Below are 25028 nucleotides of genomic sequence, written 5' to 3' on the forward strand. Positions count from 1 at the left end.
GGTAGCCGAACGCGCGGGAATGACTGATCATGGCGGGGGATAACGCAGCGGTCACCACATCACTACGGGAGGTACTCGTGGCCGAGACCCTCAAGAAGGGCACCCGCGTGACAGGTGCCGAGCGCGACAAGCTGGCGACGGAGCTGAAGAGAAGGTACGACTCCGGCGAGAGCATCCGCGCCCTGGCAGCAGCCACCGGCCGCTCGTACGGCTTCATCCACCGCATCCTCACCGAGGCTGGGGTCAACCTGCGCGGCCGGGGGGGCGCGACGCGGGGCAAGAGAGCCTGATCCGGTCTCCGGACGAGCCGACCGCCCGCGTCGCCGCCGCACCGACCGAGTAGGGTTCGGTCGCGGCGGCGGACGGGCGGACGACCTGCGTCCCCGTCGCCTCCGGCCGCGCGCCGCCGACGACGCCGTCGGCGTCCCGCGCGCGGCGTCTCGACAGGCTGAAGGGGAGGACCGATGGGGGACGCGGGCAACGGCACGGCGCTGCCGGACGCCGCGGCGCTGGCCGAGGCCGGGCTGCGGCTGGACGTGGACGGCGCGGTCGCGACCGTCACGCTGGACCGCCCGGAGCGGCGCAACGCGATGACGTTCGCGCTCTGGCGGACGCTTGCGGCGATCGGCCGGTCGCTGCCCGCGGACGTGCGGGTGGTGGTGCTGCGCGGCGAGGGGCGGTCGTTCTCGGCGGGCATCGACCTGAAGATGTTCTCCGGCGGCGGGGGCTTCCCGGACGGCGCGGACGCGGCGGCGACCGACCGGTTCATCGCCGAACTGCAAGAGGGTTTCACCTGGCTGCGGAACCCCGAAATCGTCACGGTCGCGGCCGTCCACGGGCACGCGATCGGCGCCGGGTTCCAGCTCGCGCTGTCCTGCGACATCCGGGTCGTCGCGGACGACGTGAAGTTCTGCATGAAGGAGCCCGCGCTCGGGCTCGTCCCCGACCTGACCGGCACCAAGCCGCTCGTGGAGGCCGTGGGGCTGAACCGGGCGCTGGAGCTGTGCCTGACCGCCCGCACCGTCCTGGCGGACGAGGCGGCGCGGCTCGGCCTCGCGGAGATCGTCGCGCCCGCCGGGAAGCTGGACGAGGCGGTCGACGACCTGGTGGCGGCGCTGCTGGCGGTGAACCCCGGCGCGGCGGTGGCGACCAAGCGCCTGCTGCTGGAGGCCCCGGGCAACGACCTCGCGGCCCAGTGCGCGGCGGAACGCCGCGAACAGCGCGGCCGGCTGCGGGAGATGTTCGGCGGCCAGCAGGGCTGAGACCGGCCCCCTGTTTCGTCCGCCCACGATCCTCCGGGTCGTGGGCGGGTCTTTTTCCTGGGGGTTCAGCCGTGAGCGGACGGGGGAAGGGGCGCGGATTTCGCGGTGTTGTCCGAGCTGGATGTGATGATTGCTTACTTCATTACACGGCGGTGGACCGCACGGCCGTGACGTCGACGCCCCCGGGAGGTCGCTGGTGGGAATGCCGGGCAACGGCTGGCAGGTCATGACGTCGTTCCGCACGGACAGCTCGGTCACCGAGCAGAGGCTCAAACCCGGCACGGTACGGCGCATCGCGGGATACGCCCGCCCCTACAAGAAAGAGCTGGCGGTCTTCCTCGCGCTCAACGCGTTCGCCGCGCTGATCGTCGTCGCGAACCCCCTGCTGCTCAAGTCGATCATCGACCGGGGGATCGTCCCGCACCGGATGGGGCTGGTCGTCTGGCTGGCGGTCGCGGTGGCGGGGCTCGCGCTCGTCGAGGCGGTCCTCGGGCTCGCCCAGCGCTGGTACTCGGCGCGCATCGGGGAGGGCCTGATCTACGACCTGCGGACGCAGGTCTTCGCGCACGTCCAGCGGCAGCCCGTCGCGTTCTTCATGCGCACGCAGACCGGGTCGCTGGTGAGCCGGCTGAACTCCGACGTCATCGGCGCGCAGCGCGCCATCACCACGACGCTGTCATCGGTGGTCTCCAACGTGATCAGCCTGGTGCTCGTCCTGGTGACGATGGTGATCCTGTCCTGGCAGGTCACGCTGATCGCGCTGCTGCTGCTCCCGGTGTTCGTCCTGCCCGCCAAGTGGGTGGGCAAGCGGCTCCAGCGGATCAGCCGCGAGTCGATGCAGCTCGACGCCGAGATGTCCTCGCTGATGACCGAGCGGTTCAACGTCGCCGGGGCGATGCTGTCCAAGCTGTACGGGCGGCCCGCCGAGGAGGAGGAGCGGTTCTCCGGGCGCGCGGCGCGGGTCCGCGACATCGGGGTCGTGTCGGCGATGTACGGGCGGGTGTTCTTCACCGCGCTCACGCTCGTCGCGGCGCTCGCGACCGCGATGGTCTACGGGGTGGGCGGGGCGCTGGTCGTCCACGACTCGCTGAAGCTGGGCGCGCTCGTCGCGCTGGCGACGCTGCTGACCCGGATGTACGGGCCGCTGACGGCGCTGTCCAACGTCCACGTGGACGTGATGACCGCGCTGGTCAGCTTCGACCGGGTGTTCGAGGTGCTGGACCTGGAGCCGCTGATCGACGACCGGAAGGGCGCGCGGCCGCTCGCGGCGGCCCCGGCGGCGGCCGCTCCGGCGGTCGAGTTCGACCACGTCCGGTTCCGGTACCCGTCGGCCGACGAGGTCTCGCTGGCGTCGCTGGAGTCGATCGCCCGCGCGGACGCCGCGGCGGGCCGGGAGGTCCTGCACGACGTCCACTTCACGGCCGAACCGGGGCGGATGGTCGCGCTCGTCGGGCCGTCCGGGGCGGGCAAGTCCACGATCACGCACCTGGTCTCGCGGATGTACGACGTGGACGGCGGCGCGGTCCGGATCGGCGGCGAGGACGTCCGCGACGTGACGCTGGAGTCGCTGCGCGCGACGGTCGGCGTCGTCAGCCAGGACGCCCACCTGTTCCACGACTCGATCCGCGAGAACATGCGCTACGCCCGGCCGGACGCCACGGACGCGGAGATCCTCGCGGCGCTGGCGGCCGCGCAGATCGGCGACCTGGTCGCCGCGATGCCGGACGGGCTGGACACGGTCGTCGGGGACCGCGGCTACCGGCTGTCGGGCGGCGAGAAGCAGCGGCTGGCCATCGCGCGGCTGCTGCTGAAGGCCCCGTCCGTCGTGGTGCTGGACGAGGCGACCGCCCACCTGGACTCGGAGTCGGAGGCGGCCGTGCAGCGGGCGCTGACGACGGCGCTGGCGGGCCGGACGTCGCTGGTCATCGCGCACCGGCTGTCCACGATCCGCGACGCCGACCAGATCCTCGTCATCGAGGACGGCCGCGTGGCCGAGCGCGGGCGGCACGAGGAGCTGCTGCTGGCGGGCGGCCTGTACGCCGAGCTGTACCGCACGCAGTTCGCCCGCCAGGAGGGCGAGCCCCTCGCCGCCGAGACCGCCCCCCGGTAGGGTGTGAGGCCCATCACAAGGGTGCGGTATGCCGTGTCTGCCCTGGTAACTCCGGGAACGTGAGGGAAGTTCGGGCGTCGGTCACCCGCCGCCCGGACGTCCCGCCGCCGCGGGGCGTCGGTCACCCGCGCGACATCCGGGTCGGCCATCCTCGCGGCACGGCGACCGCGCCCGGGGGACGCGCGCCGCGGCGGGCGCTCCCCGGGCATGCGAGGAAGGGGAACACCATGCGCATGCCGATCCACCCCGAGCGGATGATCAGGACCGGACCCGGCCGCTACACCGTGCTGCTCGTCGGGCTCGGCGCGGCGGGCGTCGCCATCGGCTGGCTCGGGCCCGACGTCGCCGACCGGGCGTCGGTCATCCGCCGTCGCTGAGCTCGTATCCGAGCCGGGCCAGCTCCGGCCCGGCGACCTTCTCGACCTGGACGAGCTGGCGCAGCGTCAGCCGCTCCCGCCACACGCCCGTCTCCGGCTCGGCCGCGCGCCGGTCGCGGGGCCGCACGAGCCCGGCGAGGGTGCCGGTCGAGACGTCCGCCGCGAGGTAGTCCGCCAGCGCGCGCGACGTCTCGGTCGGGCGGCGGACCAGGTCCTCGTAGCGCAGCGTCATGAGCTGGTCGTCGGGGGTCTGGGCGCGCAGCCGGGCGCTGAGCCGCACCGCGCCGCGCCAGCGCAGCGCGCACTTGACGGCGAGGGCGGCGTGCGGCCAGCGGTCCCGCTCCTCGACGTCCTCGACGCCGAGGAACGGGTTGGGGAACACCGTGTCGAGGTTGGCCAGGCCCGGCCGGAACCAGGCCAGGCAGCGCTCGTCGGCGAGCATGTCGGCGACGACGTCGCGGCCGTCCCGGATGACCTGGACGAGCTGCGCGTCGGGGAACGCGTCGAGCAGCACGTCGGCGCTGTAGAGCAGGTCGGGCGAGGCGTCGCCGAACCGCGCCACCGTCTGCGGCTCCACGCACGGCCCGGCGCGGTCGGCCTCGGCGCGGGTCGCGCCCGCGCGCAGCCGCAGCCCGGCCAGCTCGCGGCACTCGGGCGCGCACTCGGCGCAGGTGCGGGCGGAGATCTGCCACGCCTCGGCGTAGGCGTCGCGCAGGACGCGGGCGGCGCCGACGACCCGCTCGGTGGCGATCTCGGGGCGGCGCGCGTAGGCGTAGACGAGCCGCTGCACGCTCGGCCGCCCCGCCGTCAGGTGGAACCCGGCGGAGCGCTTCACGGCGCGGGCGATCAGGTCCGCGCCCGAGTGGGGCGCGCCCAGGACGAAGACCGGCCGGCGGACCTTCGTGCCGTGGATCACCAGGATGTGCGGCGTCGCTCTCATAGGGCTCCCCAGTCTGTCATCTCGGAGGACGCGCCGGACCGCCTCGGCGGCGGCCTTTTTCCGGGCGGATCAGGGGCGGACCGCCGCGTTCCCGGCCTTAGCCTTGGGGGCATGGAGCTTCCCGCGGCCCTCGCCGCCGCGCTGCCGGACGCCGCGGCCGTCACCGTCCTCACCGGGGCGGGCGTCAGCACCGACAGCGGCATCCCCGACTTCCGCGGCCCGGCCGGGGTCTGGACCCGCGACCCCGACGCCGCCGCGCAGTCGACGATCGGCGCGTACCTGGCCGACCCGGAGGTGCGGCGGGCGTCGTGGCGCGCGCGCCTGGAGCACGCCGCGTGGGCCGCCGAGCCGAACGCCGCGCACGCCGCGCTGGTGGACCTGGAGCGTTCCGGGCGGCTGCGCGCGCTGATCACCCAGAACATCGACGGGCTGCACCAGCGCGCCGGGTCGTCGGCGGTGCTGGAGATCCACGGCACGATGCGGGAGGCCGAGTGCCTGGCGTGCGGGCTGCGCACGCCGATGCCGGACGTCCTGGCGCGCGTCGCGGCGGGCGAGGCGGACCCGCCGTGCCCCGAGTGCGGCGGCATCCAGAAGTCCGCGACGATCTCGTTCGGCCAGCCGCTCGACCAGGACGTGCTGGACGCGGCGATCCTCGCGGCGCGCTCGTGCGACCTGTTCGTCGCGGTCGGGACGTCGCTGACCGTCCAGCCCGCGGCGGGCCTGTGCCTGGAGGCGGTCGAGCACGGGGCGGCGCTGGTGATCGTCAACGCGCAGGAGACGCCGTACGACGGCGTCGCCGACGCGGTGGTCCGTGCCCCGATCGGCACCGCTCTGCCGGAATTGGTGGGTTCGATCCTGGCTTCGGCGGACTGATCGTTGGCCCATCGTGACCGGCGACCCCTTCCGCGAACGCCCGGTTCCTGCCAAGCTCGATGCGTCGCACGACGAGGAGGGGTCCGGTTGGAGAGCGGGGGAGCCCGCCGGGGGGCGGGCAGGGGCGGCTCCGCCGTGCCCGCGTGGACGCTGGACGCCCTTCCGGGAGGTGCCGGATGACCGGCAGGCACGCGCGCCCCGACCCGACCGACGACGGCACGCTGGACTCGCTGCTCGTCCTCGTCGCCGAGAGCCTCGGCTACTCCTGCACCCGTTATCCGGGCGACGTCGTGCTGCTGCAGGGCGGCGGGCCGGACGGCCGCGCCAACCGGCTGCACGTCAGCATGCGGACGCTGCGGCAGCTCGCCCGGCTCGTCCCGCGCGACGACTGGCCCGCGCTCGTCTCCGACCACGTCACCACGATCGTCACGGCGATCGAGGAGCCCCTGGACCTCAGCGACTTCGACCTCGCCCAGCATCTGCTGCGCACCCGCATCTACCCGGCCGAGGCCGACAACGGGCTGCTCGCCGCGCGGCCGTTCGCGCCCGGCCTCATCGAGGTCGTCGTCGTGGACACGCCGACCACCGTGCGGACCGTCACCACCGAGGAGATGCACGGCTGGCCGGTGTCGGGCGACGCGCTGTTCATGCTCGGGCGCGCCAACGTCCGCGCGGACGGGTCGCTGGAGCACGAGGAGCGCGACCTGGCGGGCGTGCGGGTCTCGGTCCTGCACGGCTGGACGTTCTACGCCGTCACGCACCTGGCGTGGCTGGAGGAGTACCTGCCGATCGGCTCGCACGGCGCCCTGGTCATCGCGCCGAACCGCAGCCTGATCGTCGCGCACCCGCTGCGCCCGACCGCCGCCGACGTCCGCGCCCGGTACCGGGCGGTGGCCGCGGCGGCGGCCGAGCTGCAGGCGCACGCGCACCGCGCCTACGAGGACGGGCCCGGCTCGCTCAGCCCGCACCTGTACTGGTGGCGGGGCGGCGAGCTGTCGCTGCTGGAGACCCGGTACGAGGGGGACTCGCTCGTCCTCCCGCAGGACCTGGTGTCGGTGCTGACGTCGCACACCGCCGAGCACTGACGGCCCGGCGCCCTTCTCAGGGCGACTGGCGGATGTAGCCGACCAGGTGCTCGCGTTCGCTCTCCAGGGCGTCGATGGAGCTCTTGACGACGTCGCCGATGCTGACGATCCCGGCGAGGCGGTCGTCCACCACCACGGGCAGGTGGCGGAAGCGGTGCTCGGTCATCGTGCGGCGTACGTCCTCCACGCGGTCGTCGGGGCCGCAGGTCCGCACGCGGGCCGTCATGATCTCCGCGACGGGCGCGCCGAGCAGGCCGGGGCCGCGGGCGTGCAGGTGGCGGACGACGTCGCGCTCGGACGCGATGCCCGCGATGGCGGCGCCGTCGTCGGAGACGACCGCCGCGCCGATGTTGTGCTCGGCGAGGACGGCCAGCAGGTCGCGGACGGTGGTGTCGGGCGGCACGGTGGCGACGGCGTCGCCCTTGCGCCGCAGGATGTCACGGATGCGCATGGGGATCACACTCCGTTGTCCGGTGGGGTTGGTATCGCCACCGTCGCACGGAACGCGGGCGCGGGGAAGGGCGGCGGCGGTGCGTCGGGCCACCCCGGTGCGCGGGGGCGGCGCGATGCTCACGTACCGTGATGAAACATCAGCTCAGCGTTCATGAGTTCGGAGGACGGCCCGTGCCCGCACCCCGCATCGTGATCATCGGCGCCGGATTCGCCGGGTACAACGTCGCCCGGCGGTTGGAGCGGTCCATGAGCCCGCACGCCGCGCAGATCCGCATCGTCGCGCCGTTCGGCTACACGCTCTACCAGCCGCTGCTGCCGCAGGTCGCGGCGGGCGTCCTGGACCCGCGGTCGATCGCCGGGCCGCTGCACCGGCTGCTGCGGCGGACGCAGCTCGTCCCCGGCAGCGCCGTCGGCGTCGACCTCGGGGCACAGGCGGTCGAGGTCTCCACCATCGACGGGCGGACGACGACGCTGCCCTACGACCGGCTCGTCCTGTGCCCCGGCAGCGTCACCCGCACGTTCGACATCCCCGGCCTGCACGAGCACGGGCACGGCATGAAGAACCTCGCGGAGGCCGTCTACCTGCGCGACCACGTCGTCGCGCAGCTCGAACTCGCCAGCATCGCGCGCGACCCCGCCGAGCGGGCGGCGCGGTGCGGGTTCCTCGTCGTCGGCGGCGGCTACTCCGGCGTCGAGACCGCCGCGAACCTGCAGCTCCTCACCGCGCAGGCGATGCGGAGCTTCCCGCGGCTGGACCCGGCGCTGCTGAGCTGGACGCTGGTGGACGTCGCGGACCGGCTGCTGCCCGAGCTGGGCGGCCGGCTCGGCGACGTCGCGCTGCGCAAGCTCGGGCGGCGCGGCATCGACATCCGGCTCGGCGTCAGCCTCGAACGGCTCACCGAGGACCAGGCCGTCCTCACCGACGGGCGGGTGCTGCCGTGCCGCACCGCCGTCTGGACGGCCGGGGTGACGCCCGCGCCCGTCGTGGGGACGCTCGCGGCGCCCAAGGAGCGGGGCCGCCTCGTCGTCGGCGCGGACCTGCGGCTGGCCGGGCACGACGACGTGTTCGCGCTCGGCGACGCGGCGGCCGTCCCCGACCTGGTCACCGGCAACGGCGCGGTGTGCCCGCCGACCGCGCAGCACGCCAGCCGCCAGGCGTCGGTGGCGGCGCACAACGTCGTGGCGTCGCTGCGCGGCGCGCCGTCCGCCGAGTACCGCCACCGCGACCTCGGCCTCGCCGTCGACCTCGGCGGCGGCCAGGCGGTGGCTCGCCCGGTCGGCCTCGGCCTCACGGGCGTCCCCGCGCAGGCCGTGACCCGCGGCTACCACCTGCTGACCGTCCCCGGCATGCGCGCCAAGGCCCGCGTCCTCGGCGACTGGGCCCTGCACCGCTTCGCGGGCGACGACCTGATCCGCCTGGGCTTCCTCAACACCCGAACCGGCGCCCTCGCCGACCTGGAACACACCGCCTGACTTCTCCGGGTCGGTCAGGCGAGGTTGAAGCGGGCTAGGAGGCGGAGGGTTCTGGGGGAGAGGCGGGAGAGCAGGTGGGTCAGGTGGGCCTCGGGGGTTACGGGGGTCACCGCGCGGTTGTGGTGGATTGTTTTGATGATCTGTTCGGCCACTGCTTCGGGGGTGAAGTTGCGTAGGGCGTAGGCGCGGGCCGTGCGGTGGCGGTCGGCTTCTTGCTGGGACGGGGTTCGGCCCACGAAGCGGGAGGTCCGGGTTATCGAGGTGTTGATGATGCCGGGGCAGATCGCGCTGACGCCGATGCCGTCGCCCTTCAGTTCCGCGCGCAGGCACTCCGTCAGCATCAGGACCGCCGCCTTGCTGGTCGCGTAGGCGGGGAGGGAGCGGGACGGGGTGAAGGCCGCCGCCGACGCCGTGTTGACGATGTGGCCGCCCTCGCCGCGCCGCCGCATCTGCGCTGCGAACAGCCGCGACCCGTGGATGACGCCCCACAGGTTCACGTCCAGGACGCGCTTCCAGTCGTCCTCGGTGTGGTCGAGGAACGGCCCGGCCATGCCGATCCCGGCGTTGTTGACGACGACGTCCGGCACGCCCAGGTCGCGTTCGACGGCCGCCGCGAAGTCCTCCATCGCGGCGCGGTCGGCGACGTCCACGCCGAACGCCCGCGCCGCCGGCCCGAGGACGCCCGCCAGCTCGGCGGTGCGCTCGGCGGCGGGCAGGTCGACGTCGGCGGCGACGACGTGCGCGCCGCGCTCGGCGAACGCCAGGGCCGTCGCGCGGCCGATGCCGCTGCCCGCCCCGGTGACGACGACGAGCGACCCCTCGAACGGGCGGCGGCCCGCGGCGACGCGCGTGCGGCGCGCCGTCCGGGCCGCGGCGGCGTCGCGCGGCCCGCCGGAGACGCGGTCGATGTGCTCGGCGACCCACCGCGCGACCGAGTCCGGGCGGCTGCGCGGCACCCAGTGCCCGGCCGCGACCGGCCGCAGGGACAGGTCGGGGACGCGCTCCGCGAGCCCGCCGACCAGGTGCGGCGACACGAACAGGTCCCGCGTCGGGACGATCACCTGCGTCGGGACGGTGGTCCGCCGGTCGCGCGGGGCCCGCAGCCGCTGCGGCATGTTCGCCCGGTACAGCCCGACCCCGGCGGCCCCGTCGCGGGGCAGCGTGCGGGCGGGGTGGCCCCGGCGCGGCGCGACGCCCTCGGTGAGCTCCAGCGCCCGCGCGAACGGCCGCGCGAGCCCGGCGCGCCACAGCGCCTCCGGCAGCAGCGGCGTCTGGAAGAAGTAGATGTACCAGGACCGCAGGCCCTGCCCGGCGGCGCGGCGCAGGTTGCGCGGCGTGGGGCGGCGCAGCGCGCGGCGCGTCCAGTGCGCGACGTGGTCGAGGCACGGCCCGGAGATCGACGTGAAGGACGCGAACCGGTCGGGCATCGTGCAGACCGCCTCCCACGACTGGATCGAGCCCCAGTCGTGGCCGACGAGGTGGACCCGGCGGTCGGGCGCGGTCGCGTCCAGGACGGCCCGCAGGTCCGACATCAGGTACGCGAACGTGTAGCGGCGGCGGCCGAACGGCCGCGACGACGCGCCCGCGCCGCGGACGTCGTAGCGCACGACGTGGAACCGGTCCGCGAGCCCGGCGGCGACCTCGTCCCAGACGGCGTGCGTGTCGGGGTAGCCGTGGACGAGCACGACGGTGGGCCGGGCCGGGTCGCCCTGCTCGTAGACGGCGAGGTCGACGCCGTCCCCGCGGACGCGCCGGACGCGGACCCCGGCGGCGCGCTCGGTCGCGGACGCGGTCACGCGGCCCCCGTCCGGGCGGCCCAGCGGTGGACGTGCGGCAGGTCGTCGTCGAGCCAGAACGCGTCGTCCTCGGTGACGACGAGCAGCTCCTCGAACTTCACGCCGACGCCCCGGAACCCGAGGTGCGGTTCGACCGCCCACAGCCCCGGCGTCGGCGGGTGCTGCGACTGGCGCGCGCCGTTCCACAGCGGGGAGCGGCCCTCCAGCCGCTCCTTGACCAGCTCGCGGCCGATCGTCTGGAGGAACCGGACGCCGAACGGGAACCCGACGCGCTTGGGCAGCAGCCCGCCGATGATCCCGACCTGGTGGCCGATGACGCGGCCGGGGTACTTGCTGTGCCGGTTCTGGTAGCCCTGCCGCTCGATGAGGGCGTCGACCTCGGCGTAGATCTCGGCGAACGGGCGGCGCTCGCGGACGAGCCGCAGGATGAGCGACCGGTAGCCGGCGAGGTCGGCGTCGAGCCTGTCCCAGACGCGGTTCTCGCCGAGGACGCCCGCGTACCCGATGTCGGCCGAGTAGCCGTCCTTCACCGGGGCCATGTCGAGGATGTACGGCATGCCCTCGGCGAGCCGGGCGTTGCTCGGGAGGAACTGCGTCGGGACGCGGAAGCCCCGGAACGCCGAGCGGTCGCCGAACCACGCGAACGGCGTGTGCAGCCAGTCGTCGACGCCGCGGGACAGCAGCCAGCGGCGCATGCGGCGGCACGCCTCGCGTTCGGTCACGCCCGGTTCGAGCGTCGCGGCGACCTCGTCGGCGCACTCGTAGCAGAGGCGCTGGATCTCACGGAATCGCTCGAGCTCCGCGGCGTTGTCGGTGCGGGCGAGCGCCACTCTATTAGACACAGTGTTAATTAACCGCCTGGGCTGAACCCGGGTCAAGTCGTCCCGGAAGTGACGGCGGCCACATTAACACCGAACGCCGCGATCTTGTGGTAGAAGATCGCGGCGTCCGAAACCGGGGCGGACTAGTACGGGTCGTACCCGGCCGCCTGCGCGGCGGGGGAGCGCAGCAGGTAGTCCAGCGCCTTCGGCGTCGAGCAGATCTGCGACGGGTGGTGCGACGGCTTGAGGTACACCGGCGCCTCGCCCAGCAGCAGCTTGAAGATCCCGGGCACGTGGCCCTTGCGCACCGAGCGGCGGTAGGCGATCAGGACGCGCGGCAGCGTCACCCGGCCCTTGATCTGCGGGTCCTGCTTGAGCAGGTACAGCGAGCCGCCGATCAGCGCCCAGTACAGGAAGAACAGCGAGACGACCCAGGCCGCGACGCGCATCGGGTAGCGCCCGCCGAACCGCTGGTACACGTCGAACACCACCGACCGGTGCTCGACCTCCTCCGCGCCGTGCCAGCGCAGCAGGTCCAGCATCGTCGGGTCGACCCCGGCCTCGTCGAGGCGGCGGTTGTCCATGATCCACTGGCCGAGGACGGCCGTGTAGTGCTCGATCGACGCGACGGCGGCCAGCTCGAACCGCAGCCGCCGCCGCCACGCGCGCGGGTTCTTGGCCTTCAGCGCCGCCATCTGCGCGGGCCGGTCGGCGTTGCCCTTGCCGGCCGCGTCGGTGATCTTGCTGACGTCGATGCCGTTCGTCGCGAGGATCTGGTCGAGGACGCCCTGGTGCGAGCGCGCGTGGACCATCTCCTGCCCGATGAAGCCCTTGATCTCCTCCAGGAGCTTCTCGTCCTTGATGTACGGGCGGGCGTCCTTGACGCACTGGATGAACCACTTCTCGCCCTCGGGCAGGACGATGTGGAACGAGTTGATGATGTGCGTCGCGACCGGGTCGCCCGGCACCCAGTGCAGCGGCGTCTTCGTCCAGTCGAACGACACGCGGCGCGGCCGGATCGGCGGGTGCCGCTCGTCGATCGCGAAAGCCGGGTCGTCCGGCGGCGTTGACCTCGTCATGACCGCTCCTCACATCCGTACCGTTCCGACGAAGGGTACAGACCTGACCTACCGTTCAATACGCACAAGCGATGTACTCATGCCGGGCGTTCGGCGTGCTTGTCCGCGGGGCCACGGTCGGACCGCGCGTTTCCGTTCCGAAGTGACAAAGACTTCGGCCGCGCGTCAGGTGACGATTCTCTCCGCGCCGGTGTAGACGTTCATCGTCTCCCCGCGCAGGAACCCGACGAGCGTCAGCCCGGCGTCGGCGGCGAGGTCCACCGCGAGCGAGGACGGGGCCGAGACCGCCGCGAGGACGGGGATTCCGGCCTGCGCCGCCTTCTGCGTCAGTTCGAAGGACGCGCGGCCGCTCACCATCAGCACGTGGCCGCGCAGCGGCAGGCGGCCGTCGCGCAGCGCCCAGCCGACGACCTTGTCGACCGCGTTGTGCCGTCCGACGTCCTCGCGGACGGCCAGCGGCTCGCCCGCCGCGTCGAACAGCCCGGCCGCGTGCAGCCCGCCGGTGCGGTCGAAGACGCGCTGCGCGGCGCGCAGCCGGTCGGGGAGGGCGGCCAGGACGTCCGCGCGGACCCGGACCGGGTCGGCGGCGACGTCGTGGCGGCGGTCGGCGGCCAGCGCCTCGATGCTGGACTTGCCGCAGACCCCGCACGCGCTCGTCGTGGCGAACGCGCGGGCGAGCCCGGCGGCCGGCTCGGGGACGCCCGGCGCGAGCACGACGTCCAGGGTGTTCTGCTCGAGGGTGTCGGCGCAGTACCGCAGCGCCGCGACGTCCGCCGGTCCGGCGATGACGCCCTCGGCGGCCAGGAAGCCCGTCACCAGGTCGAAGTCGTCGCCGGGCGTGCGCATCGTCAGCGTCAGCGGCCGCCCGGACACGCGGATCTCCAGCGGCTCCTCCACCGCGAGGGTGTCGGGCCGCCGCCCGCGCGTCCCCGTGGTGCTCAACCGCAGGACCGGCCTGCGCACCGTGATCCGCCCCATGCCGAGCACGCTACCCGCTGGCGGGGGTTCAACCCGTCGCCGAGGTCAGTCGGCGACGCCGCGCGGGCGCGGGGTGCGCCACCCGTACCGCAGCGCGAGGAGGCGCAGGACGAACGCCAGCAGCGCCGCGCCCGCCGTGACGGCCCCGCCCGCGGCGGCCAGCACGTGCGCCGCCGCGACGACCGTCGAGCCGAGCGCGGCGGGCAGCGCGTAGAGCTGCCGGTCGTACAGGACGGCCGGGATCTGCCCGCTGAGGACGTCCCGCAGCACGCCGCCGCCGATCGCGGTGACGACGCCGAGCAGCACCGCGTGCAGCGGCGACAGCCCGTGCGCCAGGGCCTTGCCGGTGCCGGTCGCGCAGAACAGCCCGAGCCCGGCCGCGTCGAAGAACAGCACGGCGGGCAGCAGCCGCGTCACCTGCGGATGCCAGAAGAACACCAGCGCGGACGCGGCGAGCGGCGTCACGACGTACCCGAGGCTGGTGAACGCGGTGGGCGGGACGGCGCCGATCGCCAGGTCCCGCATGATCCCCCCGCCGAGCGCGGTGATCTCGGCGAGCACGACCATGCCGACGACGTCGAGCCGCTGGCGCACGGCCGTCAGCGCGCCGGAGACGGCGAAGACGAAGATCCCCGCCAGGTCCAGCAGCGCCGGCACGCCGATCCCGCCCATGCCGGTGATCATGCCCGCCGCCGGGCGCGATGTCACGAACGCCCGGTCACTCGCGGCGGTCGACGTTCCAGTTGGCGATGATCGCGGCGAACGGCGGGATGACCATCGCGACGACGGCGAGGACGATCGCGGCGGGCACCGAGAACCGCCACACGACCGACCAGGACAGGACGAACAGGACCAGGCAGACGCCCATCATGATCCCGTAGGCGGTCCGGCGGCGCCTCATGCGTCCACCGTACGCCGCCACGGGGCGGCCGGGGCGCCCCCGGTACCTTCGGGTTGGTCCGGACGGCGGACCCGACAGCGAAGGAGACCGGAATGGACCTGTTCAGCCTGGCCGGAAAGACCGCCCTGGTGACCGGGGGCACGCGCGGGATCGGCCTGATGATCGCGCGCGGGCTGCTGGAGGCGGGCGCGGCGAAGGTCGTCGTCAGCTCCCGCAAGGCCGAGGCGTGCGAGAAGGCCGCCGCCGAGCTGTCGGCGTTCGGGAACGTCGAGGCGATCCCCGCCGACGTGAGCACCGAGGCCGAGTGCCTGCGGCTGGCGGCGGAGTTCGGCGACGGGCCGCTGCACGTCCTGGTGAACAACGCGGGCGCGACGTGGGGCGCGCCGCTGGCGGAGTTCCCGGCGTCGGCGTGGGACAAGGTCGTGGACCTCAACCTCAAGGCCCCGTTCTTCCTCACCCGCGCGCTGCTGCCGAACCTGCGGGCCGCCGCCGTCGAGGGCGACCCGGCGCGCGTCATCAACATCGGGTCGATCGACGGGATCATGACGCCCGGCGAGCGCTACTCGTACACGACCAGCAAGGCGGGCGTCCACCAGCTCACCCGCGTGCTGGCCAAGGAGCTGGGCCCGCAGCAGATCACCGTCAACGCGGTCGCGCCCGGCCCGTTCGAGTCCAAGATGATGGCGGCGACGCTCGACGCGTTCGGCGAGGTCATCGCCGACACCGTGCCGCTGAAGCGGATCGGGCGGCCCGACGACATGGCGGGCGTGGCGGTGTTCCTGGCCAGCCGCGCGGGCGCGTACGTCAACGGCGCGGTGATCCCGGTCGACGGCGGTCTGACGACGCTCTGACGCCGACCCGCCGGAGACGGCGGGCCGCGGGGGCCGGCGCACCCCGCGGCTCCGGCGGACGTCGCTCGTCCGGACGGCGCTCATCCGGCGCTCATTCGAACAGCGTGTGGTGCTCGCCCCGGCGGCGGCGCCGCACGACGCGCCGCGCGACGACCGCGAGGTCCACGGCCGCGACGACGGCCAGCACGCACATCGCCGCGCCGAGCCAGACCAGGCCCGCCACGAAGCACAGCGCGGCCAGCGCGCCGCACGCCACCAGTCCGAAGACGGCGAGGCCGAGCCGCAGGTTGAGCGGGCTGCGGCCGAGGGGCGCGCCCGCCAGGGTCCGGCCGCGCTCGACCTGCTCCGGCCGCTCGTCGTTCTCGTGCTCGTCGCCCGCGTGCCGGCGGGCGTCGCGTTCGGTCCGCATCGGGTTCCTCCTTCGCGGCAGGGGCCGTCCGGCAGCGCCGCCCCTGCCCGCTCCCGGCCGCCTGACACCTCCGGGTCCGCCCCGACACGCCCGACTCTCCCGTGGCACGCATGATCGCCGCCGGACGGGTACCAACGTGCGGGACGGGTCGCGGCACGGGCCGCGGCCGCCACGCGGGAGGCCGGATGGACACGCGCGCCGCCGCGGCCGTGGGCGCGGCCGCCGCCGCATGTTTCGCCCTGTACTGGGCGCTGCTCTCGGCGACCACTGGGCCGCAGCTCGTCGTCGGCGCGGGCGTCGCGGTCGCCGCCGCGCTCGCGGGGCGCGCCGCCGCGCGGGCGCTGACCGGGCCCGCGCCCCGCCCGGCCGGACGGCGGCTCGCCGCCCCGGCACGGGCCGCCGTTGCGCTGCCCGTTCAGATTCTGTGGGACGCGCGGTGGCTGGTGCTGCCGACGCCGCGCGGGGAGCACGCCACGTTCCGTTTCCCCGAGCCGGGCGGCCCCGACCGGACGGGCCTGGTGACGCTGCTGCTGTCGGCCGCGCCCGGCACGTTCGTGACGCGGGTCGACGCCGAGCGCGGCGAGTTCACCGTCCACCGGCTGGCGTCCCGCCCCGACCTGGTGGAACGGGGGCTGCGGCGGTGAGCGGCGGCGTCCGGCCCGAGTGGGCGCTGCCCGCGCTGGTCCTGCTGGCCGGGGGCCTCGCGCCGTGCCTGGCGGCCGTCCTGCGCGGCGGCCCGCTGGCCCGGCTCGCCGCGCTGAGCGCCGCCGGGGCCGACGCCGCGCTGCTGCTCGTCCTGTTGTCGGTCGCGTACGCGCGGCCCGCCTACCTCGACGCGGCGCTGCTGCTGGCGCTGCTGTCCCCGGCGGGCGTGCTGGTGTACGCGCGGTTCTTCGGGAGGATTCCGTGACGGGCCTGGTCCTGGTGTGGGCGGGCGTCGCCGTCGCGGTCGCGGCCGCGCTGCGGGTGGCCTTCGCGGCGCGGCTGCACGCGCGGCTGCACCTGTCCGGCCCCGCCGCCGTCCTCGCCGCGCCGCTGGTGACGGCCGGGCTGCTGCTCGCGCCCGCCGCGCGGACGAGCGGGCACGACGCGGCGAAGATCGCGATCATCGGGGCGCTCGTCATGCTGGGCGGCCCCGCCTGCGTCGTCGCGACGGCCCGCGCCGCGCACCCGCGCCGTCTCGCGGCGCGTGACCGGGAGGGCGGCCGCGATGGATGACGCCCTGATCGTCGCCGCGCTGCTGCTCACCGCCGCGACCGCCACCGCCGTCGTGCTGACCCGCGAGCCGGGGCGGCAGGCGCTCGTCCTGTCGGGGTACGGGCTGGCGCTCGGCGTGCTGTTCGTCGTGCTGCAGGCCCCGGACGTGGCGATGTCGCAGATCGGCGTCGGCACCGTCGCGGTCCCGCTGCTGGTCGTCCTCGCGCTGCGCGCCGCGCGCACGGCGGGCCGGGCGGCGCGGCGGCGCGCGGCCGGGAAGGACGACGGGTGAGCGCCCGCGTCCGGACGGCGGTGTTCCTCGCCGGGGCGGCGGGCCTGCTCGTCCTGCTCGTCGCCGCGCTGGCGGACCTGCCCGCGTTCGGCCGCGACGCGCGCGCGTACGGCGTCCGCGCGGTCCGCGCCGGGCTCGCGCAGGACACCCCGAACATCATCGCGTCGGTGAACTTCGACCAGCGCGCCCTCGACACCGTGGGGGAGGAGCTGATCCTGTTCGCCGCCGCGCTGGGCGCGGTCGTGCTGCTGCGGTCGCTGCGCGACGAGCGGCTGCGCGCGGGCGGCGACCTGCGGCCCGGCCCCGCCGACGCGTTCGACGCGCTGCGCGTCACCGGGGCGCTGCTGCTGCCGGTGACGCTCGTCATCGGCGTGTACGTCGTCGCGAACGGGTTCTCGTCGCCGGGCGGCGGGTTCCAGGGCGGCGTCGTCCTGGCCAGCGGCATCCACCTGGTCTACCTCGCGGGGGACTATCCGGCGCTGCGGCGGCTGCGGCCCGTCCCGCCGTTCGAGGCGGGCGAGGCCGCCGGGGCGGCGCTGTTCGTCGTGCTCGCGCTGTCGGCGGGCGCGATGACGGCGACCGAGCGCGGCGCGCGCACCGTCCCGTGGCTGAACGCGGTCGTCGGCGCGGAGGTCGCGTGCGCGATCGTGCTGGTCCTCGCCCGGTTCTTCGAGCAGGCGATGGAGATCAGGGCGGGGGAGCGGTGAGCTGGGCGCCCTACCTCGCGGCCGCGTGGATTCTGCTCGTCGGGCTGTACGGCGTCGCGACGACGCGGAACCTCGTCCACGCGGTCGTGTGCGTGTCGGTGGCGCAGTCGTCCACCTACGTCCTGCTGCTGCTCGTCGGGTACCGGCGGGGCGGGACGTCGCCGGTGTTCTCCGACACCGCGCCGGGGTCGCGGCCCGTCACCGACCCGGTCGTGCAGGCGATGGCGCTGACCGACATCGTCGTCGGCGCGACCGTCACCGCGCTGCTGCTCGCCCTCGCCGTGCAGGTCGCCAAGCGGCGCGGCACGCTCGACCCGGCGGGGCTGCGGTCGCTGGAGAGCGAGGCGGGGATGCGCGACGAGGGCGCCCGGTGATGCTCCAGCCCGTGATTCTCCAGCCCGTGCTGCTCCAGACCGCCGTCGCGCTGCCGTGCGCGGCGGCCGCGCTGCTCGCCGCGTTCGGCCGCGTGCTGCGCCGCCGGGCCGTGGACGCGCTCGCCGCCGCCGTCGTCCTCGCGCTGTGCGCGCTGCTCACCGCCGTCGTGCTGCGGACGCGGTCCGGGCCGGTCGTGGAGTGGCCGGGCGGCTGGACGCCGCGCGGCGGCGCGCCCGGCATCGCGCTCGTCGCGGACCCGTTCGCGGCGGGCCTCGCGCTGACCGTCGCGGTGCTGACGCTGGCGTCGCTGGTCTACACGTGGCGGTACTTCACCGAGGTGCGGGCGGCGTTCCACGCGCTGGTGCTGCTGTTCGCCGGGGCGATGTGCGGGTTCGTGCTGACGGGCGACCTGTTCGACCAGTTCGTGTTCTACGAGCTGATGAGCGTCGTCGCGGTCGTGCTGACCGGGTACGTGCCGGAGGAGCCCAAGACCGTCCACGGCGCGCTGAACTTCGGGGTCGTGGCGTCGCTGGGCGGGACGCTGACGCTGACCGGTGTCGGGCTGCTGTACGCCAAGACGGGCGAGCTGAACCTGCTGCTGATCGGGGAGCGCGTCCATGCCGCCCCGGACGCCGCCACGACCGCCGGGTTCGTCCTGGTCTGCACCGGCTTCCTGGTGAAGGCGGCGGCGGTCCCGTTCCACTTCTGGCTCGCCGACGCGCACGCCGTCGCGCCGACGCCCGTGTGCGTGCTGTTCTCCGGCGTCATGGTCGAACTCGGCGTGTACGCGGTCGCGCGGCTGTCGTGGACGGTCAGCGGGGCGGGCGTCCCGGCGGCGGGCCGGTCGCTGGCCGTCCTCGGCGCGGCGACGGCGCTGCTCGGCGCCGTCATGTGCGTCACGCAGCGGCACGTCAAACGGCTCCTGGCGTACTCGACGATCAGCCACGCCGGGCTGCTGCTCGTCGCCGTCGGACTGCGCGACGAGCACGCGCTCGGCGGCGCGGCCTGGTACCTCGCCGGGCACGCGGGCGCGAAGGCCGGGCTGTTCCTCGCGGCCGGGACGCTGCTCAACCGGTTCGGGACCGTGGACGAGGACGGCCTGCACGGCCGCGGCCGCGGCATGCGCTACACCGGCCCGGCGTTCCTGCTCGGCGGCCTCGGCCTCGCGGGGCTTCCGCCGTCCGGACTGTGGGCGGGCAAGGCCGTCGTGGAGCACGCCGCGCTGGAGCGCGGCTGGTGGTGGGTCGTCCCGCTCGCGCTCGCCGTGTCGGCGCTGACCGGCGGCGCGGTGCTGCGCGTGTGGCTGCACGTGTTCCGGGGCGCGGGCCGCCCCGCGCGGCACGCCGAGTCGCACGAGGAGCGGGAGACCGGCCGCCGCCTGCCGCGCACGCCGTGGACGATGACCGTCCCGGCGCTGGTCCTGGCGGGCGGCGCGCTGGTGCTCGGCGCGGTCCCCGGGTTCGGCGGGGCCGTCGCGTCGGGTGCGGCGGTGTTCGCCGACGCGGGGGCGCTGCGCGCGGCCGTCCTCGCCGGGACGCCGCACCCCGCGCCGCACGCGGCGGCGACGCCGCTCGGCACGGCCGCCTCGCTCGGCCCCGCGTTCGCGGGCGTCGCGCTGGCCGCGCTCGTCGCGTGGGCGGGCGTCCGGCGGCCCGCCCACGCTGTGGGACGGGCCGCAGGACGGGCCGCCGCACGGGCCGCAGCACGGGTCCTGCGGCCGCTGCACGCCGTCCACTCCGGCCACGCCGGGGACTACGCGGCGTGGCTCGCAGCGGGGACGGCCGTGTTCGCGGCGCTGCGCTTCTTCGCGTGACCGGGGGCCGCGCCGGAGGCGGGCGCGGCCCCCGGTCACGCGTAGAGCGCGTCGATGACGTCGGTGTACTTGCCGTGGACGATCCGCCGCCGCAGCTTGAGCGTCGGGGTCAGCTCCTCGCTCTCGGCCGTCCACTCGGCGGGCAGCACCCGCCACTTCTTGACCTGCTGGACGCGGGCCAGCCGCTCGTTGGCGTCCGCGACGGCCTTCTCGACCTCGGCCAGCACGAGCGGGTGCGCGGCGAGCGCCGTCAGGCCCGTGTCGGAGAGGCCGTGCGCGGCGGCCCACACCGGGGCGACCTCGCCGTCCAGGGTGATGAGCGCGACGACGTAGGGCCGCCGGTCGCCGAACGCGAGCGCCTGCCCGATCAGCGGGTGCTCCTTGAGGTGGTTCTCGATGAGCGACGGCGCGATGTTCTCGCCGCCCGCGGTGATGATGATCTCCTTCTTGCGGTCCACGACGCTGAGGAACCCGTCGTCGTCCAGGACGCCGATGTCTCCGGTGTGGACCCAGCCGTCGGCGTCCAGCAGCTCGGCGGTGGCCTCGGGCCGGTTGCGGTAGCCGGGGGTGCAGGTCGCGCCGCGCACGAGGATCTCGCCGTCGCCCGCGATCCGCAGTTCGACGCCCGCGAGCGCGCGCCCGACCGTGCCCAGTTTGAAGTGGTCGGGGAGGTTCGCGGTGATCGCGCCCGTCGTCTCGGTCATGCCGTACGCGTCGAAGATCTTCAGGCCGAGCCCGGCGAAGAACCGCGCGACGTCCTCGGGCAGCGGCGCGGACGCGCTGGACGCCTGCACGACGCGGTCCAGGCCGAGCAGCGCCCGCATCGGCGCGAGGACGGCCGCGTCGGCGCGGGCGAACGCCTCCTCGACCTCCGGGGTGAGCGAGTTGCCCAGCTCCTGGCCCGTCACGTACGCGCGGCCCGCCGCGAGCGCGCCCTCGACGGCGGCCTTCTTCGCCGCGTCCCGCTCGCCCGCCAGGACCGCCTGGACGCCCGCCATGATCTTCTCCCAGACGCGCGGGACGCCGAAGAACCCGTGCGGCCGCACCTCCCGCAGGACGGTCGTGAGCTGCGTCGGGTCCGGGCAGAAGTGGATGTGCGAGGCCCGGCGGATCGGCAGGTAGTAGCTGAGGACGCGGTCCGCGATGTGCGCGAACGGCAGGTAGGAGATCCCGGCGTTGTGCTCGGGCAGGCCGGGGGAGCTGCCGTTGACCAGCTCGACCTCGTTCAGCGCCATCGCGTGCGTGATGATCACGCCCTTGGGGTCGCCGGTGGTGCCGGAGGTGTAGAGCAGCGTGAGCGTGTCGTCGGGGCGCAGCGCGGTCCAGCGGCCGTCGACGGCGGCGGCGTCGGTGCCGAGCCGTTCGCGGCCGAGGTCCAGCAGCGCGTCGAAGGACAGGAAGCGGTCGTCGCCCTCGGGGACGGCGGCGGGGTCCACCACGACGACGCGGCGCAGCGCGGGCAGCCGGTCCAGCACCGGCAGCCAGCGGGCGAGCTGGTCGGCCCCGTCCAGGACGGCGAACGCGGCCGCGCAGTCGCCCGCGACGAACGCGATCTGCTCGGGCGCGAGCGTGGCGTAGACCGTCGTCGGGACGCCGCCCGCGTGGACCGCGCCGAGGTCGGCCAGGACGTGCTCGGTGCGGTTGGGCATCATCAGCGCGACGACCTCGCCGGGCGACAGGCCCAGCTCGACGAACCCGGCGGCGACGGTGAGCGCGTCGCGGCGCAGCTCCGCCCAGGTGCGGGTCGTCCAGCCGTCCGGCCCGCGGTCGGAGTAGGCGGGCCGGTCCCCGTGCTCGGCCGCCGTCGCGGCGAGCCGGGTGGGGACCGTCTGTCCCGCGAGCGCCCGCGCCAGGTCCGCCCGCACCGCCGCCGCCCCGCGCTCCTCAGCCATGCCGTGCCCCTCTTCCGGAACCGATGTCAGTGAACACTTGCAGACCGCCATCGCACCATGCCGAACGAGGTTCGGACAAGGTTTTCGCCACATCCGGGCGGCCGAACGCCTGGTCGAGGCGGTCCGGACCCCTTCGTGATCATGCGAGTACCGCCTGTTTGTTGAGGGTTTGGCGGGGTTATGGAATAACTGCGCTGGTGATCGCCACCCCCCGCCTCACCCGGTACGCGCGCGCGGCGGGCGGCGCCGGCAAGCTCCCGCCCGCCGAACTCGAACGCCTGGTCGACGGACTCGTCGGACCGCCCGGCGCCGCGCTGCTCACCGGCGGCCGGGACGGCGCCGACGCGGCCGTCCTGCGCCTGGACCCCGCGGCGGGCGGCCGGGCCGTGGTGTCGGCCGCCGGGTTCTCCGCGCCCGTCGTCGACGACCCCTACGACTGGGGCCGGATCGCCGCCGCCGACGCGCTCTCCCACGTCTACGCCGTCGGCGGGACGCCGCTGATGGCCCTCAACCTGCTCGGCTGGCCGCGCGACGCCCTCGGCACCGACGTCGCCCGCGAGGTCCTGCGCGGCGGCCGCGACGCCGCCGCCGCGGCGGGCTGCCTCATCGCGGGCGGCCACAGCGTCGACGACCGCGAGCCCAGCTACGGCCTCGCCGTCACCGGCACCGCCGACCCCGACCGGATGCTGCGGCCCGACGCGGGCGCGCCCGGCCTCCCGCTGACCCTCACCAAACCGCTCGGCCTCGGCGTCCTCGGCGCCCGCCACCGCGCGACCGGCGAGGTGTTCCCGGCGGCCGTCGCGGCGATGACGCGGCTCAACGCGGCCGCGTCCGGGCTCGCGCTGGCGCGCGGCCACACCTGCGCGACCGCCGTGGGCGGGACCGGGCTGCTCGGGCAGCTCCTGCGGATCGCGCGGGCCAGCGGCGTCACCGCCGTCGTGGACGCCGCCGCCGTCCCCTACCTGGAGGGCGCGCGCGGCTCGGCGCGCGACGGGTTCGTGCCGAGCGGCACCCACCACAACCTCGCCTGGGTCGCGGACCGCACCGACTTCGGGCGCATCGCCGAGGAGGAGCGGCTGCTGCTCGCGGACGCGCAGACGTCCGGCGGGCTGGTCGTCGCGGGCGAGATCCCCGGCGCGCCGGTGATCGGGGAGCTCGTCCCGCCCGGCGACACCGCGCTGGTCGTCCGCTGACCCCGGCGTTTCAGGGGGCGGGGCGCAGGACGGGCCGCAGCGCCTCCAGCACCGCCGGGTCCTCGATCGTGGACGGCACCGGGACCTCCCGCCCGTCCGCGATCCCGCGCATCACCCCGCGCAGGATCTTCCCCGAGCGCGTCTTCGGCAGCGCCGGGACCACCGCGACCTCGCGCAGCGCCGCCACCGGCCCGACCTGCGCGCGCACCAGCGCCACCAGCTCGCGCGCCAGCTCCGCCGGCTCCGGCTCCGCGCCCGCCTTCAGCACGACCAGGCCGCGCGGCACCTGGCCCTTCAGCGCGTCCGCGACGCCGATCACCGCGCACTCCGCGACCGCCGGATGGCCCGCCAGGGCCTCCTCCATCGCGCCGGTGGACAGCCGGTGCCCGGCGACGTTCACGACGTCGTCGGTGCGGCCCATGATCCACACGTAGCCGTCCTCGTCCAGGTGGCCGCCGTCGCCCGTCAGGTAGTGGCCCGGATGGCGGGTCAGGTACGACTCCACGAACCGCTCGTCGTCCTGCCACAGCGTCGGCAGCGTGCCGGGCGGCAGCGGCAGCCGCAGCACGACGTCGCCGTCCGCGCCCGGCGGGACCGGCGCGCCGTCCGGGCCGAGGACCCGCACGTCGTACCCCGGCACCGGCACCGACGGCGACCCCGGCTTGACCGGCAGCGGCTCCAGCCCGCGCGGGTTCGCCACGATCGGCCAGCCCGTCTCGGTCTGCCACCAGTGGTCCACCACCGGGCGGCGCAGCACCGCCTCCGCCCACCGCTGCGTGTCGGGGTCCAGCCGCTCCCCGGCCAGGAACAGCGCGTCCAGCGCCGACAGGTCGCACCCGGCCGCCAGCCGCCCGTGCGGGTCCTCCCGGCGGATCGCGCGGATCGCGGTCGGCGCGGCCAGCAGCGCCTTCACCCGGTGCCGCGCGGCGACGCGCCAGAACGCGCCCGCGTCCGGCGTCCCGACCGGCTTGCCCTCGTACAGGACGGTCGTGCAGCCCGTCAGCAGCGGCCCGTACACGATGTAGGAGTGCCCGACGACCCACCCGACGTCGGACGCCGCCCAGAACACCTCGCCCGGCCCGACCCCGTACACGTTCTCCATCGACCACCGCAGCGCCACCGCGTGGCCGCCGTTGTCGCGCACGACGCCCTTCGGCCGCCCCGTCGTCCCCGACGTGTAGAGGATGTAGAGCGGATCGGTCGCGGCGACCGGGACGCACCCGGCGGGCTCGGCGCGCGCGACCGCCTCGGCCCAGTCCACGTCGCGCGGCCGGACCAGGTCGGCGCGCAGCTCGTCGCGCTGGTGGACGACGCAGCGCGGCACCTTGTGCGCCGCCAGCTCCAGCGCCTCGTCCAGCAGCGGCTTGTACGGGACGACCCGCGCGCCCTCGATCCCGCACGACGCCGTCACGACCGCCTTCGGCCGCGCGTCGTCGATCCGCAGCGCCAGCTCCCGCGCCGCGAACCCGCCGAACACCACCGAGTGGACGGCCCCGATCCGCGCGCACGCCAGCATCGCCACGACCGCCTCGGGGATCATCGGCATGTAGAGCACGACGCGGTCGCCGGTCTCGACGCCCTGGTCGCGCAGCGCGCCCGCGAACCGGGCGGTCAGGTCCGTCAGCTCCCGGTAGGTGTACGTCCGCTCCGCGCCCGTGACGGGGCTGTCGTAGATCAGGGCGGCCTGCCCGCCGCGCCCCTCGGCGACGTGCCGGTCCAGCGCGTTCTCGCACGTGTTCAGCTCGCCGCCGGTGAACCACCGGTAGAACGGCGGCGCGCCGTCGTCCAGGACGCGGTCCGGCGGGACGAGCCAGCGGACGTCCCGCGCGGCCAGGCCCCAGAACCGGGTCGGGTCGGCGATGCTGCGTTCGTACGCGGCCGCGTAGGCGCCCATGTCGTCCTCCCGTGGGGGTCGCGCGCCCCGCCTCGGTTCGGGACGCCTCCCTATAGGGCCGCAGGGACGCGCTCCCGTCAAGAGGCCGGACCGGTCGGATGACAGCGCGAGTCAGGCGGACGTTCCCCCCGCGACCGGCCGCTGAAAATTTCATCCCGTGCGCGGACCGCCTTCCGCCGCGGCCCCGGCGCTCCATAGGGTTGGTCCCCACGACCGCCGGCCGGCCCGCGCCGCCCCGCAGGCACGCCGTCACCCCC

Annotated in this window: 27 protein-coding genes; 16 read left to right on the forward strand and 11 right to left on the reverse strand. The window is 75.2% G+C overall.

Annotated elements, in window-relative coordinates:
• The first annotated feature begins 77 nt into the window (after positions 1–77).
• From G339_RS0124890 to G339_RS39145, 4 genes are all read left to right on the forward strand, one after another.
• Positions 78–290 carry a helix-turn-helix domain-containing protein gene (locus G339_RS0124890; protein ID WP_019633779.1) on the forward strand — a complete coding sequence of 71 codons (213 nt, stop codon included), beginning with the start codon at positions 78–80 and terminating at the stop codon, positions 288–290.
• Between the two features lie 174 nt (positions 291–464).
• Positions 465–1262, forward strand: coding sequence for an enoyl-CoA hydratase/isomerase family protein (locus G339_RS0124895; protein ID WP_019633780.1), 798 nt, complete (start codon positions 465–467; stop codon positions 1260–1262).
• A 202-nt stretch (positions 1263–1464) separates the two neighbouring features.
• A complete protein-coding gene (locus G339_RS35235; RefSeq protein WP_019633781.1) occupies positions 1465–3372 on the forward strand; it encodes an ABC transporter ATP-binding protein in 1908 nt (635 codons plus the stop codon).
• A 227-nt stretch (positions 3373–3599) separates the two neighbouring features.
• Positions 3600–3749 carry a hypothetical protein gene (locus G339_RS39145; RefSeq protein WP_019633782.1) on the forward strand — a complete coding sequence of 50 codons (150 nt, stop codon included), beginning with the start codon at positions 3600–3602 and terminating at the stop codon, positions 3747–3749.
• Here G339_RS39145 and G339_RS0124910 read toward each other — a convergent pair.
• Positions 3733–4689 (reverse strand): sulfotransferase family protein, encoded by a 957-nt coding sequence (locus G339_RS0124910; protein ID WP_019633783.1) that lies wholly within the window; start codon positions 4687–4689, stop codon positions 3733–3735. The two genes, G339_RS39145 and G339_RS0124910, sit on opposite strands and share 17 nt — an antisense overlap.
• 111 nt (positions 4690–4800) lie before the next feature.
• On the opposite strand from G339_RS0124910, the gene G339_RS0124915 reads away from it, so the two are divergent.
• Together G339_RS0124915 and G339_RS0124920 are read left to right on the forward strand one after the other, a co-directional pair.
• Positions 4801–5562: an SIR2 family NAD-dependent protein deacylase gene (locus tag G339_RS0124915; protein WP_019633784.1), complete on the forward strand. Its 762-nt coding sequence runs from the start codon at positions 4801–4803 to the stop codon at positions 5560–5562.
• Positions 5563–5738: 176 nt separating this feature from the next.
• Positions 5739–6647 (forward strand): hypothetical protein, encoded by a 909-nt coding sequence (locus tag G339_RS0124920; protein WP_019633785.1) that lies wholly within the window; start codon positions 5739–5741, stop codon positions 6645–6647.
• Between the two features lie 16 nt (positions 6648–6663).
• On the opposite strand, the gene G339_RS0124925 is transcribed toward G339_RS0124920, so the two are convergent.
• Complete coding sequence (locus G339_RS0124925; RefSeq protein ID WP_026341750.1) at positions 6664–7098, reverse strand: CBS domain-containing protein; 435 nt, start codon at positions 7096–7098, stop codon at positions 6664–6666.
• A gap of 173 nt (positions 7099–7271) precedes the next feature.
• Here G339_RS0124925 and G339_RS0124930 point away from each other — a divergent pair, with 173 nt between their 5' ends.
• Entirely contained in the window at positions 7272–8573 is a 1302-nt protein-coding gene (locus G339_RS0124930) for an NAD(P)/FAD-dependent oxidoreductase (protein ID WP_019633787.1), read from the forward strand.
• Positions 8574–8587: 14 nt separating this feature from the next.
• On the opposite strand, the gene G339_RS0124935 is transcribed toward G339_RS0124930, so the two are convergent.
• The 6 genes from G339_RS0124935 to G339_RS35240 all read right to left on the reverse strand — a co-directional run bounded on the left by G339_RS0124935 (position 8588) and on the right by G339_RS35240 (position 14148).
• Positions 8588–10369 (reverse strand): SDR family oxidoreductase, encoded by a 1782-nt coding sequence (locus G339_RS0124935; protein WP_019633788.1) that lies wholly within the window; start codon positions 10367–10369, stop codon positions 8588–8590.
• Entirely contained in the window at positions 10366–11211 is an 846-nt protein-coding gene (locus G339_RS0124940; RefSeq protein ID WP_240489891.1) for a M24 family metallopeptidase, read from the reverse strand. The genes G339_RS0124935 and G339_RS0124940 overlap by 4 nt, the downstream gene beginning before the upstream one ends.
• Before the next feature lie 122 nt (positions 11212–11333).
• Positions 11334–12269 carry a metal-dependent hydrolase gene (locus G339_RS0124945; protein WP_019633790.1) on the reverse strand — a complete coding sequence of 312 codons (936 nt, stop codon included), beginning with the start codon at positions 12267–12269 and terminating at the stop codon, positions 11334–11336.
• Positions 12270–12434: 165 nt separating this feature from the next.
• A complete protein-coding gene (fdhD, locus tag G339_RS0124950; protein WP_026341751.1) occupies positions 12435–13247 on the reverse strand; it encodes a formate dehydrogenase accessory sulfurtransferase FdhD in 813 nt (270 codons plus the stop codon).
• Between the two features lie 45 nt (positions 13248–13292).
• Entirely contained in the window at positions 13293–13955 is a 663-nt protein-coding gene (locus G339_RS0124955; RefSeq protein ID WP_240489892.1) for a trimeric intracellular cation channel family protein, read from the reverse strand.
• Between the two features lie 10 nt (positions 13956–13965).
• A complete protein-coding gene (locus G339_RS35240; RefSeq protein WP_019633793.1) occupies positions 13966–14148 on the reverse strand; it encodes a DUF3099 domain-containing protein in 183 nt (60 codons plus the stop codon).
• 92 nt (positions 14149–14240) lie between these two features.
• Here G339_RS35240 and G339_RS0124965 point away from each other — a divergent pair, with 92 nt between their 5' ends.
• Positions 14241–14999 (forward strand): SDR family oxidoreductase, encoded by a 759-nt coding sequence (locus tag G339_RS0124965; protein ID WP_019633794.1) that lies wholly within the window; start codon positions 14241–14243, stop codon positions 14997–14999.
• A 91-nt stretch (positions 15000–15090) separates the two neighbouring features.
• Here the strand turns inward: G339_RS0124965 and G339_RS0124970 are convergent, their stop codons facing one another.
• The gene (locus tag G339_RS0124970; RefSeq protein WP_019633795.1) at positions 15091–15408 is read right to left on the reverse strand and encodes a DUF6343 family protein; all 318 of its coding nucleotides are present in this window, start codon (positions 15406–15408) and stop codon (positions 15091–15093) included.
• 185 nt (positions 15409–15593) lie between these two features.
• On the opposite strand from G339_RS0124970, the gene G339_RS0124975 reads away from it, so the two are divergent.
• From G339_RS0124975 to G339_RS35250, 7 genes are read left to right on the forward strand one after another with little or no spacing between them, the layout of a single operon-like run.
• Positions 15594–16052, forward strand: coding sequence for a Na+/H+ antiporter subunit E (locus tag G339_RS0124975; RefSeq protein WP_019633796.1), 459 nt, complete (start codon positions 15594–15596; stop codon positions 16050–16052).
• A complete protein-coding gene (locus G339_RS35245) occupies positions 16049–16318 on the forward strand; it encodes a monovalent cation/H+ antiporter complex subunit F (protein ID WP_019633797.1) in 270 nt (89 codons plus the stop codon). The genes G339_RS0124975 and G339_RS35245 overlap by 4 nt, the downstream gene beginning before the upstream one ends.
• Positions 16315–16626, forward strand: a complete 312-nt coding sequence (locus tag G339_RS0124985; protein WP_019633798.1) for a monovalent cation/H(+) antiporter subunit G — start codon at positions 16315–16317, stop codon at positions 16624–16626. The genes G339_RS35245 and G339_RS0124985 overlap by 4 nt, the downstream gene beginning before the upstream one ends.
• A complete protein-coding gene (locus tag G339_RS0124990) occupies positions 16619–16897 on the forward strand; it encodes a DUF4040 domain-containing protein (RefSeq protein WP_019633799.1) in 279 nt (92 codons plus the stop codon). Before G339_RS0124985 ends, G339_RS0124990 begins: the two co-directional genes overlap by 8 nt.
• Positions 16894–17604: an MnhB domain-containing protein gene (locus tag G339_RS0124995; protein WP_019633800.1), complete on the forward strand. Its 711-nt coding sequence runs from the start codon at positions 16894–16896 to the stop codon at positions 17602–17604. Before G339_RS0124990 ends, G339_RS0124995 begins: the two co-directional genes overlap by 4 nt.
• Complete coding sequence (locus G339_RS0125000) at positions 17601–17978, forward strand: sodium:proton antiporter (RefSeq protein WP_019633801.1); 378 nt, start codon at positions 17601–17603, stop codon at positions 17976–17978. Before G339_RS0124995 ends, G339_RS0125000 begins: the two co-directional genes overlap by 4 nt.
• 11 nt (positions 17979–17989) lie before the next feature.
• The gene (locus G339_RS35250) at positions 17990–19792 is read left to right on the forward strand and encodes a complex I subunit 5 family protein (protein ID WP_205625632.1); all 1803 of its coding nucleotides are present in this window, start codon (positions 17990–17992) and stop codon (positions 19790–19792) included.
• Between the two features lie 35 nt (positions 19793–19827).
• Here G339_RS35250 and G339_RS0125010 read toward each other — a convergent pair whose 3' ends face one another.
• On the reverse strand, positions 19828–21684 hold the full coding sequence (locus tag G339_RS0125010; RefSeq protein ID WP_019633803.1) for an AMP-dependent synthetase/ligase: 1857 nt from the start codon (positions 21682–21684) through the stop codon (positions 19828–19830).
• 197 nt (positions 21685–21881) lie between these two features.
• On the opposite strand from G339_RS0125010, the gene selD reads away from it, so the two are divergent.
• Positions 21882–22877 carry a selenide, water dikinase SelD gene (selD, locus tag G339_RS0125015; RefSeq protein WP_019633804.1) on the forward strand — a complete coding sequence of 332 codons (996 nt, stop codon included), beginning with the start codon at positions 21882–21884 and terminating at the stop codon, positions 22875–22877.
• Between the two features lie 10 nt (positions 22878–22887).
• On the opposite strand, the gene G339_RS0125020 is transcribed toward selD, so the two are convergent.
• Positions 22888–24771: a propionyl-CoA synthetase gene (locus G339_RS0125020; RefSeq protein WP_019633805.1), complete on the reverse strand. Its 1884-nt coding sequence runs from the start codon at positions 24769–24771 to the stop codon at positions 22888–22890.
• Positions 24772–25028: the final 257 nt, after the last annotated feature.

The sequence above is a fragment of the Actinomadura atramentaria DSM 43919 genome (assembly GCF_000381885.1).
Classification (GTDB): Bacteria; Actinomycetota; Actinomycetes; order Streptosporangiales; family Streptosporangiaceae; genus Spirillospora; species Spirillospora atramentaria.

Excerpts from the sequence above, each read along its gene's own strand:
- G339_RS0124965 (WP_019633794.1), top strand. The coding sequence starts at position 14,241 with ATGGACCTGTTCAGCCTGGCCGGAAAGACCGCCCTGGTGACCGGGGGC.
- G339_RS39145 (WP_019633782.1), top strand. The coding sequence starts at position 3,600 with ATGCGCATGCCGATCCACCCCGAGCGGATGATCAGGACCGGACCCGGC.
- G339_RS0124970 (WP_019633795.1), bottom strand. The coding sequence starts at position 15,408 with ATGCGGACCGAACGCGACGCCCGCCGGCACGCGGGCGACGAGCACGAG.
- G339_RS0125020 (WP_019633805.1), bottom strand. The coding sequence starts at position 24,771 with ATGGGCGCCTACGCGGCCGCGTACGAACGCAGCATCGCCGACCCGACC.
- G339_RS0124910 (WP_019633783.1), bottom strand. The coding sequence starts at position 4,689 with ATGAGAGCGACGCCGCACATCCTGGTGATCCACGGCACGAAGGTCCGC.
- fdhD (WP_026341751.1), bottom strand. The coding sequence starts at position 13,247 with ATGGGGCGGATCACGGTGCGCAGGCCGGTCCTGCGGTTGAGCACCACG.
- G339_RS35235 (WP_019633781.1), top strand. The coding sequence starts at position 1,465 with ATGCCGGGCAACGGCTGGCAGGTCATGACGTCGTTCCGCACGGACAGC.
- G339_RS0124915 (WP_019633784.1), top strand. The coding sequence starts at position 4,801 with ATGGAGCTTCCCGCGGCCCTCGCCGCCGCGCTGCCGGACGCCGCGGCC.
- G339_RS0124975 (WP_019633796.1), top strand. The coding sequence starts at position 15,594 with ATGGACACGCGCGCCGCCGCGGCCGTGGGCGCGGCCGCCGCCGCATGT.
- G339_RS0124945 (WP_019633790.1), bottom strand. The coding sequence starts at position 12,269 with ATGACGAGGTCAACGCCGCCGGACGACCCGGCTTTCGCGATCGACGAG.
- G339_RS0124920 (WP_019633785.1), top strand. The coding sequence starts at position 5,739 with ATGACCGGCAGGCACGCGCGCCCCGACCCGACCGACGACGGCACGCTG.
- G339_RS35240 (WP_019633793.1), bottom strand. The coding sequence starts at position 14,148 with ATGAGGCGCCGCCGGACCGCCTACGGGATCATGATGGGCGTCTGCCTG.
- G339_RS0125010 (WP_019633803.1), bottom strand. The coding sequence starts at position 21,684 with ATGGCTGAGGAGCGCGGGGCGGCGGCGGTGCGGGCGGACCTGGCGCGG.
- G339_RS0124925 (WP_026341750.1), bottom strand. The coding sequence starts at position 7,098 with ATGCGCATCCGTGACATCCTGCGGCGCAAGGGCGACGCCGTCGCCACC.
- G339_RS0124990 (WP_019633799.1), top strand. The coding sequence starts at position 16,619 with ATGGATGACGCCCTGATCGTCGCCGCGCTGCTGCTCACCGCCGCGACC.
- G339_RS0124895 (WP_019633780.1), top strand. The coding sequence starts at position 465 with ATGGGGGACGCGGGCAACGGCACGGCGCTGCCGGACGCCGCGGCGCTG.